Source organism: Gammaproteobacteria bacterium, from assembly GCA_036383255.1.
GTDB lineage: Bacteria > Pseudomonadota > Gammaproteobacteria > Natronospirales > REEB76 > DASUBN01.
In genome coordinates this window covers 112064-127263 of the sequence record DASVOS010000004.1, presented here as the reverse complement: position 1 = coordinate 127263, position 15200 = coordinate 112064, and the positions used below count along the sequence as shown (strand labels likewise).

General features: G+C 66.7%; 15 protein-coding genes. 8 read left to right on the top strand and 7 right to left on the bottom strand.

The genetic code is table 11. The features are described from left to right. Positions 1-88 precede the first annotated feature (88 nt). Positions 89-847 (bottom strand): class I SAM-dependent methyltransferase, encoded by a 759-nt coding sequence (locus tag VF651_01595; protein HEX7964384.1) that lies wholly within the window; start codon positions 845-847, stop codon positions 89-91. Positions 848-905: 58 nt separating this feature from the next. Here VF651_01595 and VF651_01590 point away from each other — a divergent pair, with 58 nt between their 5' ends. Next, complete coding sequence (locus VF651_01590) at positions 906-1514, top strand: NAD(P)H-dependent oxidoreductase (GenBank protein HEX7964383.1); 609 nt, start codon at positions 906-908, stop codon at positions 1512-1514. Here the strand turns inward: VF651_01590 and VF651_01585 are convergent. Then, positions 1511-2992 carry an oligopeptide:H+ symporter gene (locus VF651_01585; protein HEX7964382.1) on the bottom strand — a complete coding sequence of 494 codons (1482 nt, stop codon included), beginning with the start codon at positions 2990-2992 and terminating at the stop codon, positions 1511-1513. The two genes, VF651_01590 and VF651_01585, sit on opposite strands and share 4 nt — an antisense overlap. A 201-nt stretch (positions 2993-3193) precedes the next feature. On the opposite strand from VF651_01585, the gene VF651_01580 reads away from it, so the two are divergent. The 3 genes from VF651_01580 to VF651_01570 all read left to right on the top strand — a co-directional run bounded on the left by VF651_01580 (position 3194) and on the right by VF651_01570 (position 4766). After that, positions 3194-3886, top strand: a complete 693-nt coding sequence (locus tag VF651_01580) for a glutathione S-transferase N-terminal domain-containing protein (protein HEX7964381.1) — start codon at positions 3194-3196, stop codon at positions 3884-3886. 93 nt (positions 3887-3979) lie between these two features. Beyond that, positions 3980-4312 (top strand): metalloregulator ArsR/SmtB family transcription factor, encoded by a 333-nt coding sequence (locus VF651_01575; GenBank protein HEX7964380.1) that lies wholly within the window; start codon positions 3980-3982, stop codon positions 4310-4312. Beyond that, positions 4305-4766, top strand: a complete 462-nt coding sequence (locus VF651_01570; GenBank protein HEX7964379.1) for an SRPBCC family protein — start codon at positions 4305-4307, stop codon at positions 4764-4766. Before VF651_01575 ends, VF651_01570 begins: the two co-directional genes overlap by 8 nt. Here VF651_01570 and VF651_01565 read toward each other — a convergent pair. Beyond that, positions 4763-5851 carry a PA0069 family radical SAM protein gene (locus VF651_01565; GenBank protein ID HEX7964378.1) on the bottom strand — a complete coding sequence of 363 codons (1089 nt, stop codon included), beginning with the start codon at positions 5849-5851 and terminating at the stop codon, positions 4763-4765. The genes VF651_01570 and VF651_01565 overlap by 4 nt on opposite strands. Positions 5852-5955: 104 nt before the next feature. Between VF651_01565 and VF651_01560 the strand changes: the two genes are divergently transcribed. From VF651_01560 to VF651_01545, 4 genes are all read left to right on the top strand, one after another. Beyond that, positions 5956-6720 (top strand): TonB family protein, encoded by a 765-nt coding sequence (locus VF651_01560; GenBank protein HEX7964377.1) that lies wholly within the window; start codon positions 5956-5958, stop codon positions 6718-6720. A gap of 3 nt (positions 6721-6723) precedes the next feature. Next, the gene (locus VF651_01555; GenBank protein HEX7964376.1) at positions 6724-7320 is read left to right on the top strand and encodes a glutathione S-transferase family protein; all 597 of its coding nucleotides are present in this window, start codon (positions 6724-6726) and stop codon (positions 7318-7320) included. A 175-nt stretch (positions 7321-7495) separates the two neighbouring features. Then, complete coding sequence (locus tag VF651_01550; GenBank protein ID HEX7964375.1) at positions 7496-8116, top strand: DUF6502 family protein; 621 nt, start codon at positions 7496-7498, stop codon at positions 8114-8116. Between the two features lie 162 nt (positions 8117-8278). After that, positions 8279-9568, top strand: a complete 1290-nt coding sequence (locus tag VF651_01545) for an MFS transporter (GenBank protein ID HEX7964374.1) — start codon at positions 8279-8281, stop codon at positions 9566-9568. Between the two features lie 56 nt (positions 9569-9624). Here the strand turns inward: VF651_01545 and VF651_01540 are convergent, their stop codons facing one another. From VF651_01540 to rlmM, 4 genes are all read right to left on the bottom strand, one after another. Beyond that, entirely contained in the window at positions 9625-11139 is a 1515-nt protein-coding gene (locus VF651_01540) for a peptidase S10 (protein ID HEX7964373.1), read from the bottom strand. A 22-nt stretch (positions 11140-11161) separates the two neighbouring features. Beyond that, the gene (locus VF651_01535; protein ID HEX7964372.1) at positions 11162-12694 is read right to left on the bottom strand and encodes a peptidase S10; all 1533 of its coding nucleotides are present in this window, start codon (positions 12692-12694) and stop codon (positions 11162-11164) included. Between the two features lie 110 nt (positions 12695-12804). Continuing rightward, on the bottom strand, positions 12805-14130 hold the full coding sequence (pepQ, locus tag VF651_01530; GenBank protein ID HEX7964371.1) for a Xaa-Pro dipeptidase: 1326 nt from the start codon (positions 14128-14130) through the stop codon (positions 12805-12807). Between the two features lie 43 nt (positions 14131-14173). Further along, on the bottom strand, positions 14174-15166 hold the full coding sequence (gene rlmM, locus VF651_01525; protein ID HEX7964370.1) for a 23S rRNA (cytidine(2498)-2'-O)-methyltransferase RlmM: 993 nt from the start codon (positions 15164-15166) through the stop codon (positions 14174-14176). Positions 15167-15200 lie beyond the last annotated feature (34 nt).

Sequence of the window (15200 nt, the reverse complement as noted above, 5' to 3'; positions counted from 1 at the left end):
AGCCCCCGGAGCGTACATTCCAGTACGTGAGGAGGGCGAGCCGGACCGCAACGAAGTTCCAGCAAGCGCAGCAGCTTTCGAGACGACTTTAGACCCAGCCGGCCAGGATGGTGAGAGGCCAGCGCACGTCGCGCGCTCCTCGAGGGTCCCCCCAGGCCGCTAGCAGGTCATCCCCCACGAGCTCGAGGGGGCTCGTGCCGTTCTTCTTGATGTAGTTCTGCGTCGCGGACCAGCTGCTGAGATAACCCACGTAGGCCTCGAAATCCCAGCGCACCTCCAGGCTGAATGCCGGCAGTTCGATGCGGGTGAAGGGGAAATCCAGGTCGCGGTAGCCGTTCTCCACGTGCTTGCGCTCCGGCGGCCAGTAGGCGTCGCCGAGTATGCCCTCATAGAGCCGTCCCATGACTGCGTCCACCGCCGGCGTCACCGCGCAGTGCATGTAGCACCAGCAGGCCAGCACCGCCTCCGGCTTCGCCACCCGCCGCACCTCGGCGTAGAAGCGCGGCAAGTCGAGCCAATGCAGCGCCTGGGCCACCGTCACCAGCGACATGCTCGCGTCCGGCAGGCTGCAGGCCTCGGCCGGCGCGACAGAATAATGCACCTTGGGATGCGCCTGGGCCGCCTCGACCTGCTTGGCGCTGGCATCGGTCGCGTCCACCCGCGCGAAATGTGCCGCGAGTCCCAGCGCCGCCTGGCCGTTGCCGGTGGCGCAGTCCCAGGCGCGCGCCGTGTCCGGCGCCAGCGCCGCCAGCGCCTTGTAGAGCCCGGCCGGGTAGGCGCCGGGGCGGTAGCGCGAGTAATCGGCGGCGTGCCCGGAGAAGTGATCTTTGAACGTGTTCGCAGCCATGCCCCCATTATATCGGTAGGGTGATGCCGGTATTCCCCTCATGCACGGAGCACGTCCCATGAAAGTACTCGCGATGGTCGGCAGCCTGCGCAAGGGTTCCTACAACAAGCTCGCGCTGCGCGCGGCGCTGGAGCTCAAGCCCGCGGGCATGGAGATAGAGACCGGCGACATCGGCGTGCTGCCCCTGTATGACGACGACGTGCGCGAGCGTGGATTCCCGCCGGAGGTGCAGAGGTTGCGCGAGCAGGTGCGCGCAGCGGACGCGGTGCTGTTCGTGACGCCGGAGTACAACTACTCGGTGCCGGGCGTGCTCAAGAACGCGATTGATTGGGTGTCGCGGCCGCCGTCGCAGCCCTTCGAGGACAAGCCCGCGGCGATCATGGGCGCCTCCACCAGCAAGCTGGGCACCGCGCGCGCCCAGTACCACCTGCGCCAGGTCTGCGTGTTCGTGAACATGTACCCGCTGAACCGGCCGGAGGTCATGATCGCCGATGCACCCAAGGCGTTCGACGCCTCGGGCCGGCTCACCGACGAGACCACCCGCAAGCTGATCGGCGGGCTGCTGGCGAACCTGGAAGGCTGGACGCGCCGGCTGCAGGTGCAAGCCGGGGAGGCACGGGTTGCGCGCCCGGAGAGCGCGCAGCCCTCAAGCCATGCCAGGCACTAGTGGTCGAGCGCCTCGCCGCCGGTAGCGGAGATCCACTTCATCACTGGGATCATGGCCAGTGCGAAGGCAGTGCCCGCCAGCGCCCAGTAACCCAGGTTCATGCAGAGGTTGGTGTAGAGCGGCAGCGATTGCACCGGGTCGGTGATGTTGTCCGGCACGCTGGCGTAGGTGGCCACGATGCCGCCCAGGTACTGGGAGATTCCGGTGGCCAGGAACCACAGGCCCATGACGAAGCCGCGCATGCGTGGGCCCACGTAACGCGCCACCATGGCGAGGCCGAGGCCGCTGATCAAGAGCTCGCCCAGCGACTGCAGGCAGTAGCCCCAGATCATCCACCACAGCGAGATCTTGCCGGCCACGGCGAAGTGGCCGCTGAAACCGTAGATGAAGAAGCCCGCCGCCAGGATCACGAAGCCCATGGCGAACTTGGTGGAGATATGGAAGTCGCCGCCCTTGCTCTTGCCCCAATGGTTGTAGAGCAGGGCCAACAGCGGGCTCAGCACGAAGATCCAGAACGGGTTCAGCACCTGCACCTGGCCCGCCGGGGCCACGTAGCCGTAGAAGTCGAGATCCACGTTGCGGTCAGCGAACAGGGTCAGGGAGGTGGACATCTGCCCGTAATAGATGAAGAAGGCCACGGTCTGCAACGTAAGGATGAATACCGCCAGCACTCCTTTCCTCTCGCGCACGTTGCCGATGGCCCACATCCAGACGAAGATGGCGAGCCCTGCGATGCCGGCGGCCCAGACGATGCCGCGCGCCAGGTCCAGGTTCTGGATGATGAAGGTCACTGCCACGATGCCCAACACGATGCCGGCAAGCACCAGGCCGAACTTGCGGGTATCGAGCGGCTTGAAATCCGGTTCGGAGCCCACGTGTGCAAGATGGCGCCGCATGAAGAAGAAGTTGATCTGGCCCAAAGCCAGGCCGGCTGCGCAGAGCGCGAAAGCCACGTGCCAGCCCCACCAGACCGCGAACAGCGGGGTGAAGGACTGGGAGAGGAAGGCGCCCACGTTCACCGCCATGTAGTACATGGTGAAGGCGCTGTCGAGCTTGGCGGACTCCCCCTGATAGAGCTTGGAGATGACGTTGGCAGGGTTGGCCTTGAAGATGCCGCCGCCCACCGCGACGATCGCGAGCGCCGGGAACAGCAGCGCCGGCACCGGCAGCGACAGCAGGATGTAGCCGAGGGTCAGGAAAGAGGCGCCGAGCACCGTGGTCCGCTTGCTGCCGAGTATCTTGTCGCCGATCCAGCCGCCCACTGCCGGGACGGCGTAGGCCATGGCGGTGAACGCGCCGAAGGTGAGGTTGGCGCGGTCGTCGGTGTAGCCCAGCTGGTGGACCATGTAGAGCACGATCACCGCGGTCATGCCGTAGTAACCGAAGCGCTCCCACATCTCCATCAGGAAGAGGGTGCTGAAACCGAGCGTCTTGGAGGGAGACGCGCTCCGGGATGCAGTGGCGGTCTGGGTGCTCATGGGATCTTCCGGTGTCTTTGGGTTTAGGCCGGCACCCGTCATGCGGATGCAACATAATGGCCAACGCCTTTAGTACCAGAATATGACCGGACAGGGAAGCTTGGTTTCCCTGATATAGGGTTGGCTAGCGACATGACCGCGGGCACCGCCGATCCCTCGGCCATGCCGCAGGGTCCTGGACTCATTCCACGAGGCAGTCTCATGCTGGATTTCTATTACTGGACCACGCCCAACGGACAGAAGGTACGGGTGTTCCTGGAGGAGACGGGCCTGCCGCACCGCGTGATCCGCGTGGACATCGGCAAGGGCGAGCAGTTCGACCCCAAGTACCTCGCCATCGGGCGCAACAACCGCATACCCGCGATCGTGGACCACGAGCCGGAAGGCGGGGGCGCGCCACTACCGCTGTTCGAGTCCGGCGCGATCATGTTCTACCTCGCGGACAAGTGCGGCCGGTTCCTGCCCAGGGATGCGCGCGGCCGCGCCGAGGTGCTGCAGTGGCTGTTCTGGCAGAACTCGGGCCTGGGTCCCATGGCCGGGCAGAACGGTCACTTCAGTTACTACGCGCCGGAGGAGATCCCCTACGCCATCGACCGCTACACCCGCGAGACCCACCGGCTGTTCGGCGTCCTCGACAGGCGGCTCGCGGACCGTGAATACGTGGCGGGCGAATACTCCATCGCCGACATGGCCTGTTATCCCTGGGTGGTGCCCTGGAAGGGCCTGCACCAGGACATGGCGGATTTCCCCTATCTCAAGCGCTGGTTCGAGGGCATCCAGGCGCGGCCCGCGGTGCAGCGTGCCTACGTGGGCGTGAAGGAGCCCTACACCGGCAAGCGTAGCTTCACGGACCGGGAGCGGGAGATCCTGTTCGGCCAGGGCCGCAAGAGCTGATTGCGGGGTAATACGCGGTCCCCCCACGCTTGACATGCAATAAATTACTTGCCTATACTAAAGGCAAGTAATAGCTTGCATGTAGAGAGATCCATGACTGAACGCCACGACACCGACCTCCTGTTCAAGGCGCTGGCGGACCCCAGCCGGCGCCGGCTCCTGGACCTCCTGCACGCCCACGACGGCCGCACCCTGAACGAGCTCTGCGAGCATCTGGACATGACACGCCAGGGGGTGACGCAGCACCTCGGCGTCCTGGAAGCGGCGAACCTCATCGCCACCGCGCGCGTCGGCCGCGAGAAGCTGCATTTCCTGAATCCGGTGCCGCTGCAGGCGATCTACGAGCGCTGGCTCGCGAAGTTCGAGAAGCCGCGCCTCAAGGCGCTCGGCGACCTTAAGCGGAAATTGGAGAAAGCCCATGGCTAAGTCGACCTACGTCTATGTGATCTACATCCGTACCACGCCGGAGAAGCTGTGGTCGGCGCTCACGGAAGCCGGGTTCATGAAGCAATACTGGTTCGGCATGCACTGCGAGAGCCGGTGGCACGCGGGCTCCCCCTGGAAGCTGGTCTCCGAGAGCGGCGAGGTCTACGACTCGGGTGAGATCGTGGAGGCGGACCCGCCCAAGCGCCTGGTGATCCGCTGGCAGCACCAACTCAAGCCCGAGCTCAAGGCGGAGGGCCCCTCGCTCTGCACCATGGATCTGGAGCCCTCTGCGGGCGCGGTGAAGCTCACCATCACCCACAGCGTGGAGAAGGACCCCTCGAAGCTCATCGAGGCGGTGTCCGGCGGCTGGCCTAAGGTGCTCTCCAACCTCAAATCCCTGCTGGAGACGGGCGCCACCGCGATGCAGGAGCCTTACCCGGCGGCGAAGGCTTAGAGCAGTTCCAGTTGGCCGCCCTCCGGCGGCGGCTTGAAGTGGGCGGTCTCCAGGCGGAAGCGCCGGTTGAACTGCATGTCCAGGCGTTTCGTGGCGAGCGCGAACCTTTGGGCAATCAGGTCGGCGAAGCGGCCGGTGCCGCGCATGCGGGTGCCGAAGGCGGAGTCGTAGTCCTTGCCGCCGCGCGACTGGTTGATGATGCTCATCACGTGTTCGGCCTTGAGCGGGTAGTGCTCGGCGAGCCACTCCCGGAACAGGTCCTTGAGCTGGTAGGGCAGGCGCAAGAGCACGTAGCCCGCGCCCTGGGCACCGGCGCCGTGAGCTTTCTCCAGGATGGTCTCCATCTCCGCGTCGTTCACCACCGGGATGATGGGTGCGGTCATCACGCCCACCGGCACGCCGGCCTTGGCCAGCGCCTCGATGGCCTTCAGGCGCTGTGAGCCCGCGGGTGCACGCGGCTCCAGCGTGCGCTTGAGGCCGTTGTCCAAGGTGGTGATGGTCACCATCACGGCGATGAGGTTCTTGCGTGCCATCTCCGCCAGGATGTCGATGTCGCGCGTCACCAGCGTGCTCTTGGTGATGATCGAGGCGGGGTGGTTGAAGCGGTTCAGCACCTCCAGGATGCCGCGGGTGACCTCGAGCTTGCGTTCCGCCGGCTGGTAGGGGTCGGTGTTTGCGCCGAGCGTGATCGCCTGGGGACGATAGCTGGGCCGCCGCAGTTCCTGCTCCAAGAGCTCCGGCCCGCGGTCCTTGTAGAAGATCTTGGTCTCGAAATCCAAGCCCGGCGAGAGGTTCAGGTACTCGTGGCTCGGCCGCGCGTAGCAGTAGATGCAGCCGTGCTCGCAGCCCTTGTAGGGGTTGATGGACTGGCTGAAGGGGATGTCCGGCGAGTCGTTGCGGCTGATGATGCTGCGGCTAGGGTCCGGCTTGAGGATGGTCTCCAGCACCGGCAGCGTCTCTTCTTCCTCATCTGGATTGCGCGCGCGCTCCCAGCCGTCCTCGGCACGTTCCTTCTTCACGCCCTCGAAGCGGCCCTCCGGGTTGGAGAGGGCGCCGCGGCCCTTCTGTGGATTGGAGATGCCCATGGTCCTTGCTCTCTTCAAAGATAACTGTATATATATACAGTATAGCAGTACCGTGAAATGGGCGCTTCGGCCATGACATACCCCCGTGCTAAGGTGACCGCCCCATGATCCCGCCGTCCCTGCACCCCAAGCCGCGACACCTGCTCACGGTGCTCTGCGCGCTCCTGGCCGCCTGCGCCGCGACACCCCGGCAGTCCGTGGCGCCTCCCACAGGCACACCGGGCAGCCTGCCCACGGTGCGGCTCATGATCGCGACACCGGTGGACGAGGCGGGGCCTGCTTCCATCGAGGCGCGCCTCTCCCCCAAGGAGGACAGCCAGGTGCTGCTGCGCTTCACGCTGCAGCCCGACGGGCGCGTGCAGGAGGCGAGCGTGCTCACGAGCCGCCTGCCGGAGGACAGCGAGACGGCGGTGCTGGCGGCGTTCTCGGCGCTGCGTTTCCTGCCATACCTCAAGGACGGCAAGCCCGCGAGCCACGAGTTCGTCTACCCGCTGTTCTTCGGGCCCGGCGCGGTGCAGGACCGCACGCGCTTCTTCTGCCGGCACGCCAGCGAGGTGTACCGGCCGCGCGACCGCTGCGACATCGTGGTGCAGGGTGCGTGGCGCGTGTACCGCATCACGCCGGCCTATCCCGACGCCATGCTCTCCACGCCGGTGGCGGGCGCGGTGACCCTGGGCTTCGACCTGGACAGCAGCGGCGTGCCCAGCAACGTGAAGGTGCTGAAGTCCACGCCGCCCGGTGCGTTCGACACCGCCGCGATGGTGGCGCTGCAGCAGTGGTACTTCGAGCCATTGGACGGCGCCGCGCCGGCCGGCCTGCAGCACGCGAGCGTCACCGTGGACTTCAAGCCGCCGAGCGGGGGCTACTGAAGCGTGTACACCGTCTACGGCATGGCGAGCTCCGGAAACTGCTACAAGGTGCGCCTCCTGCTCACCCAGCTCGGTGAGCCCTTCGAGTGGGTGGAGGTGAACACGCTCCGGCAGGAGACGCGCACGCCGGAGTTCCTGGCGCTGAATCCCAACGGCAAGATCCCGCTGCTCAAGACCCAGGACGGGAAGCTGCTCCCGGAGTCCAACGCGATCCTGTGCTACCTCGCGGAAGGCACGCGCTTCCTGCCGGCGGACCGCTGGGCCCGCGCCGAGGTGATGCAGTGGCTGTTCTGGGAGCAGTACAGCCACGAGCCTTACATCGCCACTGCGCGCTTCATCCGTCACTTCCTCAAGCAGCCGGACGAGCCTACGTTGCCGCAGAAGACCGAGCGCGGTTACAAGGCGCTCGCGTTGATGGAAACCCACTTCATACGACATAAATTTTTTGTGTGCGAAACGTATACCATCGCGGATATCGCGCTCTACGCCTACACCCATGCTGCGGAGCAGGGTGGTTTCGATCTCTCAGCTTTCCCCGCCGTGCAAGCCTGGCTCGCGCGCGTCGCCGCGGAGCCCCGGCACCTGCCGCAACAGTGGTGATGGCCTTTTAATCCCAAAAAATTTTTGGGACGAAATAACCTGCTGAAAATCCCGCCTCACGTGCACTTTCCGAATCCAGCGGGGTGGTGTATATCCCCCCTGCTGAACAACAAGAATGATCGGCCTCACGTGGAGGCCGCGGAGGGGTCCGCGGCACGGAAAGGGAGAATCCGGCATGGCGTCAAGACAGCCGGTACTGCAGAAGACGTTGGTCTCGCTGATGGTGCGCACGCTGCGCCCGATCGCGCGCATCGCATTGCGCCATTGCATGTCCTGCCTCGAGTTCGAGGACATCGCGCGCTGGGTGTTCGTGGATGTGGCGCTCAACGACCCCCTGCTCTCGCTCGGCGCGCGCGGCAAGCAGTTCAAGTCCCGTGCCGCCATACTCACCGGGCTCTCGCGCAAGGAGGTCATGCGCCTGTCGCGCCGTGCCGTGCCGGGCGAGGATGGCGCGCTGGCCTCGCGCAATCGGGCGGCGCGCGTGGTGGCGGGCTGGATGTTGCCGCCCTACGTGGACGGCCGTGGCGCGCCCAAGGTGCTCGTGATCAAGGGCGGCGGCGATTCCTTCCTGCAGCTGGTGCGCAGCTGCGGCGGCGACGTGCCCTACCGGGCGATCCTGGACGAGCTCCTGGACTGCGGAGTGGCGGAGCGGGTCGAGGGCAAGGGCGTGCGGCTCAAGTCCAAGGGCCGCCTCTACCCGCGCGGCTCCCATGAGGCGCTGCAGAAGGCCGGCGACGGGCTTGAGGGCATGCTGGCCAACATCGAAAAGCATCTGCACGCGGACACCCGCCGGTAGGGAGCTGCTGCGCTCGGCAGGGCGTTGTTGCGCTTCGGCTCGCAGTCGGTCATGCACATCAGAGTGCACTCCCTCCTGCTCGCCTCGCGCGCCTAGCCCTGCCTTCGCTCGCGACGCTCCCCACGGGTAGGTACTATGGGCCTCCCTCGCCGGAGCTGATGCATGGCCACCCGATTCCGCTGGGCAGTGATCGCCCTCATCTTCTTCATCACGGTGGTGAACTATGTGGATCGCAACGCGATCTCATTCGCCATCGGCGATATCTCCCATGAGTTCGGCTTCACCGCGTCCGACAAGGGCTTGATCCTGGCCGCCTTCGGTGCCGGCTACATGGTGACGGTGTTCCTCGGCGGCATCTGGGCAGACCATTACGGGGCGCACCGGACCCTCGCCGGCGCGTGCCTGGTCTGGTCCCTGGCCATCGGCATGACCGGCCTCGCCACCGGCTTCGCCATGCTGTGCGCGGCACGGGTGGGCCTGGGGCTGGCGGAAGGACCTAACTTCCCCGCCGTGAACCGCACCGTGGCGGATTGGCTCTCCAGCCGCGAGCGGGCCATCGCGCTGTCCAACTCCCTGGTGGCGGTGCCGCTGGCGGGCGTGGTGGGCGGTCCCTTGGTGACCCAGCTCATGGCCGCGACCGGCTGGCGCACCATGTTCCTGGTGTTGATGGGCCTGGGGCTCCTGTGGTTGCCGCTGTGGTGGTTCCTGTTCCGGGACTTCCCCGAGCACAGCCCGCGGGTGGACACGGCGGAGCTGAAGCACATCCGGGACGGGGCCGAGACCAGGCGCGACGGCGACGCCCGCGCGATGCACGCGGCACGGCGCCACAGTCCGGGCCTGTGGCGGTTCCTGCTCACCAACCCGACCATGCTCGCCAACAACTGGTCTTTCTTCGTGTTCGGCTACTTCCTGTTCTTCTTCTTCACCTGGCTGCCGAGCTATTTCCAGCAGGTCTACGGCCTGGACCTCAAGGCCGTGGGCTTGTTCACGGTGCTGCCCTGGCTGCTGGCGGCGGTCCTGCTGTGGGGCTGCGGCTATCTTTCGGACTTCGTGCTGCGCCGCACCGGCAAGCTGCGCCTGGCCCGTTCCTATCCCATCTGGGTCTCGCAGCTGCTGACGGCGGCATGCATCGTGCCGCTGGTCTTCACCCATGAGCTGTGGGTGGCGCTCATCTTCGTGTCGCTGGCGGTGGGCTTGAGCCTGAGCGCGAACGCCGCGTTCTATGCCATCAACGTGGATGTGGCCCAGCACCGCTCCGGCACCGCCCTGGGCGTGATGGACACGCTGCTGGCGCTGGCAGGTTTCGCGGCGCCCGCGCTCACGGGCTGGCTGGTGGAGCGCACCGGCAGCTTCGCGGCGCCGTTCTGGCTGCTGGCATGCCTGGCGCTGTCATCGGTGCTGGTGGTGCTGTTGTTCCACCATCCGGATCAGGCGCGCCTTCCCCGGCCCTGAAAAGAAGAAGCCCGCCTTGCGGCGGGCTTCCTGTCTCCACTCGTCACTCGCGATGCTCAATGCGTCGCGTCATCATAGAACTTGGCCAGATCGGACTTCATTTGCTTCAGCGCCGGCTCGTGCATGTACATCATGTGGCCGGCCTCATAGTAGCCGTAGCGCAGGTTCTTGCGCAGAGAGTCGTCCAGTCCCATGTGGTCCAGGGTGTACTCGGTCTCGAAGAACGGCGTGGCGAAGTCGTAGTAGCCGTTGGCCGAGAACACCAAGAGGTGCGGGTCCTGGCTCATGGCGGCGCGCAGGTCCTCGGCCACGTCGAACAGCGGGGCCTTGTTGCCGTCCACGCTGTGGCCCCAGTCCCAGTCGTTGCCCACCTCGTAGCTGGTGGGGCGGTAGGTCAGGTCCTGGCCATAGTTGAGCTGGGTGCGCACGTAGTTGTTGAACGCCGCCACGATGGCCGGGCCGAACGCGCTGGAGGCGGCGTCGTTCTCCGGCGATTCGCCGGCGGAGTCATGGTCGATGCCCAGGAAACGGGCGTCGAGCCGGCCGGTGACCCGCGCCTCGTCCCGCAGCAGCTCCTTCTGGAAGCGGTCCGGAGTGACGCGCAGGCGCGCCTTCATGATGAAGTCGGCGGACAGGCCGGTGAAGCCGGCCAGCTTCTGCGCCACGGCTTGGCGCTCGGCCGGGCTCAGGCGATCTCCCTTGGAGAGGGCGGTCGCGTACTCGCCCAGCGCGAAGTCGCGGGCTTGCTGCACGAACGCGGCCAGGTCTTTGGGCGCGCCCGGCACCTTCTTGTGGTACCAGGCGGTGGCGGCCATGGTGGGCAGGTAGAGCTCGTAGGGCTCGTCCACCGCGTACACCGGGCCGAAGAAGTCCACGTAGGGGTCGAGCCAGGAGGAGACCAGCACCACGCCGTTCAGCGCGATGCCCTTGTTCTCCAGCCACAGCGACAGGCCGGCGGCACGGGTGGTGCCGTAGCTCTCGCCCAGCAGGAACTTGGGCGAGTTCCAGCGGCCGTTCACGCCGATGTAGCGCTGGATGAAGCGGCCGAAGGCGGATACGTCCTGGTCCACGCCGTAGAAGTCCTTGCCCTCACCCTTGCCCGCGATGCGGCTGAAGCCGGTGCCGATCGCGTCCACGAACACGAGGTCGGTCTTGTCCAGCAGCGAGTAGGCGTTGGGCGCGAGCTGGTAGGGCGCGGGCGCGGTGAACGCGGCATCCGGCGTGACGATGCGCACCGGCGCGAACGAGCCCATGTGCAGCCACATGCTGGAGGAGCCGGGGCCGCCGTTGAACACGAAGGTGACGGGGCGCTTCCCGTCGCCGGCGGTGTAGGCCACGTAGAACATGCTGGCGACCGCCTCGTCCTTCTCATTCTTTATGAGCAGGGTGCCGGCGGTGGCGTCGTAGGCGATGCTCTTGCCGCCCACGCTCACGCTGTGGTGGGTGACGGACTTGTCCTCCTTCGGCACCGGGGCCTCTTTCGCGTCGTCCTTCTTGGCGCCGCCTTCGTCGGCGAAGGCGGGCAGGGCGGCCGCGAGGCCGAGCAGCAGGAACAGGGCAAGCTTCTTCATGGTCTTCTCCTTGCCGCGTGCATCAGCGCGCGGTGGCGTCGTAGAACCGGGCGAGGTCGGCCTTCATGGCCTTCAGCGCCGGGGTGTGCAGGTAGATCATGTGGCCGGATTCGTAGTAGCCGAACTGCACGTTGCCGCGCAGCGAGGGGTCTAGCCCCAGGTGGTCGAAGGTGTACTCGCTGCCGGCGAAGGGCGTGGCGAGGTCGTAGTAGCCGTTCACCACGAACACCTTGAGCTTGGGGTTCTGGCTCATGGCCTGGCGCAGGTCCTCGGCCACGTTCAGCGAGCCCGGCCACCAGGGGTTGAAGCCGTTGCGGTGCTTCCATTCCCAGTTGCGGCCGGCCTGGTCGCTGCCGAGCCTGTACTCCCGGTCCGGCGTGTAGTCGAGGTCGTCGTGCATGTAGCTGTGGAAGGCGGCGCTGAATGCACCCATGATGTAGGCGTCCGCCGGGTCGAACTCCGGGTACTCGCCCGCGCCGTCGTGGTCGATGCCGGTGAAGCGCCCGTCCAGGCGCCCCACGGTGTGGCCCTCATCGCGGGTCAGGTCCTTCATGAAACGGAAGCAGCCGAGGCGGAGGTTGGACCGGGCGTAGGTCTCCTCGTCGAGACCCGTGTAGCGCGCGAGCTTCTTCAGCACGTCCGCGCGTGCGGCGGCGGAGAGCTTGTCGCCCTTGAGCAGCGCGTCGGCGTACTCGCCGAAGGCGAAGCCGCGCACCTCGTCCAGGAACTTCGGCAGGTCCGCCGGCATCGGATCGAGCTTCTTGTGGTACCAGGCCACCGCCGCGTAGGTGGGCAGGTTGGTGACGAACGGCAGGTCGTTGCCGACGTTGAAGCTCTCGGTGGCGAAATCCAGGATCGAGGACACCAGCACCACGCCGTTCAGCGCCACGCCGTCGTTGGTGAGCAGGTTCGCGACCAGCGCCGAGCGGGTGGTGCCGTAGCTCTCGCCCATGAGGTATTTCGGGGAGTTCCAGCGCCCGTTCTTCGCGAGGTAGCGCTGGATGAACTTGGAGAAGGCGCGGCCGTCGGCGTCCACGCCCCAGAAGTCCTTGTCCTCGGCCTTGCCCACCGCATGGCTGTAGCCGGTGCCGATGGCGTCCACGAACACGAGGTCAGTCTTGTCCAGCAGCGAGTCGGGGTTGTCCTGCAGCGCGTAGGGCGCGGCCGGGGTGGGCTGCCCGTCGCTCGTCACGACGCGCTTGGGGCCCACCGAGCCCATGTGCAGCCAGATGCTCGCTGAGCCGGGGCCGCCGTTGTAGAGGAAGGTCACCGGGCGGTGCTCCAAGTCCGCGCCGTCCCGGGTATAGGCCACGTAGAACACGCTGGCGGTCGGCTCGTCCTTGTCGTCGCGGATGAGCAGGGTGCCGGCGGTGGCGGTGTACTTGAGGGTCTGGCCGCCGACGCTCAGGCTGTGGCGGGTGACCGCGCTCTCTTCCTTGGGCTTGTCCTGGGAGGCCGCCGCAGGGGCATCGGTCTTCTTGGCGTCGTCGGCGCGGGCCGCGGTGCCGAGGCCTAGGACCAGCGTCAGGCAGATCAGGACGGACAGGCGGGGCATGGAGCACTCCTGGTTCGAAGGAACCGGGAGGGTACCTTGCCCGGTCTGGGTATATCCAGACCTGTTGAGACCCCGCGGCCGGGCCCGTGTTCCGGGTGGCCGCGGGTTTTTTAGGCTGCCGCTTTAAAGGCGTCCCGTGTGAGGTTTTCAGGGCCGGCAGCCTTGGCCACCACGTTGTCCTCGATGCGGATGCCGCCGAACTTGCGGAAGGGCTCCAGCTTGTCCCAGTCCACGAAGCGGCCCTGGTCGCCGGCCTTTAGCTGGGCGAGCAAAGAGTCGATGAAGTAGAGGCCGGGCTCGATGGTGACCACGAAGCCCTCTTCCAGGGTGCGGGTGGTGCGCAGGTAGGCATGGCCCTCGGGCTTGGGCAGCGTGCCGCCCGCGGGCCCCGCCATGAAGCCGCCCACGTCGTGGACCTGCAGGCCGAGCAGGTGGCCGAGGCCGTGGGGCAGGAAGCTGCGGCTGATGCCGGATTCCACGATCGCCTCCGCCGGCAGCTTCACCAGCGCGGTCTGCTCCAGGATGCGGCCCACGGCGTGGTGGCACTCCAGGTGCAGCGCGCGGAAATCGAGCCCCGGCTTCACCTTCGCGCACAGCGCCTGCTGTTCACGTTCCATGGCATCGATGAGCGCCTGGAACTCGTCCTGGTGCGCAGAGTAGGTGCGCGTGATGTCCGAGGCATAGCCGTGGCACTGGGTGCCGGCGTCGATGAGGAAGGAATAGTGGTGCGGCGGCTTGACGTGCTGCCAGTGCTGGTAGTGCAGCGTGGCGGCGTGCTTGTTCAGCGCGACGATCGCATGGTAAGCCTGGGCGTCGTCGGACTGGCCGGAGCCGGCCACGAAGGCCTCGTGGATCTCGAACTCCGAGGCGCCCGCGCGGAACGCACGTTCGGCCGCGAGGTGTCCGCGCACCGCCGAGGCGCTGGCGCGGCGCATGCATTCGAGTTCGTAGTGGCTCTTGGCGGCGCGCACGTAGTGCAGCGGGTTCAGCAGCGGCTCCGGGTTCACGCCCTGGAAACCCCAGGCCGCGAACTCCTCGCGCCACTCGCCGATGAAGGCACGGCGGGCGGACGCCGGCAGCTCGCGGCGCGCATCCTCCGCGTGCTTGAGGATGCGGATGTCGAAGTGCTCCACCCAGTAACCGGACGGCGGAGCCGGCGGGACGTGCCAGTAATCATCCGGCTGGTAGTACAGCAGCACGGGCTTCTTGCCCGGCGTGTACACCACGAAGGAGTCGTGGGCCTCCGTGAGCGGCAGCCACCACTTGAACTGCGGGTTGACCTTGAAGGGATAAGGCGAGTCGTCCAGGAACTGCATGTGCAGCGCGCCCGCGTACACCACCGCCTGCTCGAAGCCCGAGGCCTGCAGGGCCGCGTCGAAGTGCTTGCGCACCGCCGCGAGGTGAGCCGGGTAGTCGCGTGCCAGGACGTCGCTCATGGTGCCATCCGCCGGTGTGAAGAGGCGGCCATTGTAGCCCGGCCTAGGCCAGGTCTATATAGGCCGTCACTTCTTCGCGGTCGTGATAGAGCTGCTTGCAGAAGAGCCGGTATCCGGACCCTGCTCCATCCAGCCGCTCCCGTAGCCCGTCCAGGCAGGCAACGAGGGATTCGTAGCGCCGTTTCATGGGGAGCTTGAGGTTGAACAGTGCGCGCCGGCAGTCGCCGCGCGTAAGCCAGTCGCCCATCAGCGCGGCGATGCGCTGCGGCTGCTCCACCATGTCACAGAGCAGCCAGTCCACGGGCTGCGCCGGACGGAAGCGGAAGCCGTCCTCGCGCCGGTGCTCCACCAGCCCCGAGTCCATGAGTTCCTGCTGCATGGGGCCGTTGTCCACCGCCATCACGCGGATGTGGTGCTTCACCATCTGCCAGGTCCAGCCGCCCGGGGCGGCGCCGAGGTCCACCGCCTTGAGCCCGGGTCTCAGCGACTCCTCACGCTCCTGCTCGTCCAGGAAGGTGAGCAGGGCTTCCTCCAGCTTCAGCGTGGAGCGGCTCGGCGCTTCCCGCGGCAGCTTCAGGCGCAGGATGCCGTTGGCGTGGGCGCTGCCTTCGCCGCCGCTGGAGAAGCCCACGCGCACCTCTTTCGAGTCGGTGAACAGCAGATGCAGGCGCCGCTCCGCTTTCTTGAACACCGGCAGGCCGCGTTTCGCCAGGGCCGAGGCGAGGGGCGGTGCGAAACGCTTGATGAAGCCCGCGAGTTCCTTGCCGGCGTTGGTGTCCGGATTCTCCAGCAGGATGGCGCTGACCGGGCCCGGGTGGGCGGCGAGCGCCACGAGGATGGGGTTGATGCGGTCGCCGGCAGGCAGGTCCGTGACGTGCGCCACCTGCCGGAAGGCCTGGCGCGCGAACACCCGCTCGATGAGTGGATGCGCAACTGTCGAGCTGATGATGCCTTCGCCCACCGGCATTCCCGCAGCCTCGAGGGCACACTCGGCCTCGAAGCCGGGACGGCATTGCAATATCCAGGTCTCAGCCATGGCGTGCATTTAAGCACGCACCTGGGCGCGGGGT

Coding starts and splice junctions, on each gene's coding strand:
- VF651_01560 (HEX7964377.1), top strand. CDS start 5,956: ATGATCCCGCCGTCCCTGCACCCCAAGCCGCGACACCTGCTCACGGTG.
- VF651_01545 (HEX7964374.1), top strand. CDS start 8,279: ATGGCCACCCGATTCCGCTGGGCAGTGATCGCCCTCATCTTCTTCATC.
- rlmM (HEX7964370.1), bottom strand. CDS start 15,166: ATGGCTGAGACCTGGATATTGCAATGCCGTCCCGGCTTCGAGGCCGAG.
- VF651_01580 (HEX7964381.1), top strand. CDS start 3,194: ATGCTGGATTTCTATTACTGGACCACGCCCAACGGACAGAAGGTACGG.
- VF651_01535 (HEX7964372.1), bottom strand. CDS start 12,694: ATGCCCCGCCTGTCCGTCCTGATCTGCCTGACGCTGGTCCTAGGCCTC.
- VF651_01595 (HEX7964384.1), bottom strand. CDS start 847: ATGGCTGCGAACACGTTCAAAGATCACTTCTCCGGGCACGCCGCCGAT.
- VF651_01590 (HEX7964383.1), top strand. CDS start 906: ATGAAAGTACTCGCGATGGTCGGCAGCCTGCGCAAGGGTTCCTACAAC.
- VF651_01570 (HEX7964379.1), top strand. CDS start 4,305: ATGGCTAAGTCGACCTACGTCTATGTGATCTACATCCGTACCACGCCG.
- pepQ (HEX7964371.1), bottom strand. CDS start 14,130: ATGAGCGACGTCCTGGCACGCGACTACCCGGCTCACCTCGCGGCGGTG.
- VF651_01575 (HEX7964380.1), top strand. CDS start 3,980: ATGACTGAACGCCACGACACCGACCTCCTGTTCAAGGCGCTGGCGGAC.
- VF651_01585 (HEX7964382.1), bottom strand. CDS start 2,992: ATGAGCACCCAGACCGCCACTGCATCCCGGAGCGCGTCTCCCTCCAAG.
- VF651_01550 (HEX7964375.1), top strand. CDS start 7,496: ATGGCGTCAAGACAGCCGGTACTGCAGAAGACGTTGGTCTCGCTGATG.
- VF651_01540 (HEX7964373.1), bottom strand. CDS start 11,139: ATGAAGAAGCTTGCCCTGTTCCTGCTGCTCGGCCTCGCGGCCGCCCTG.
- VF651_01565 (HEX7964378.1), bottom strand. CDS start 5,851: ATGGGCATCTCCAATCCACAGAAGGGCCGCGGCGCCCTCTCCAACCCG.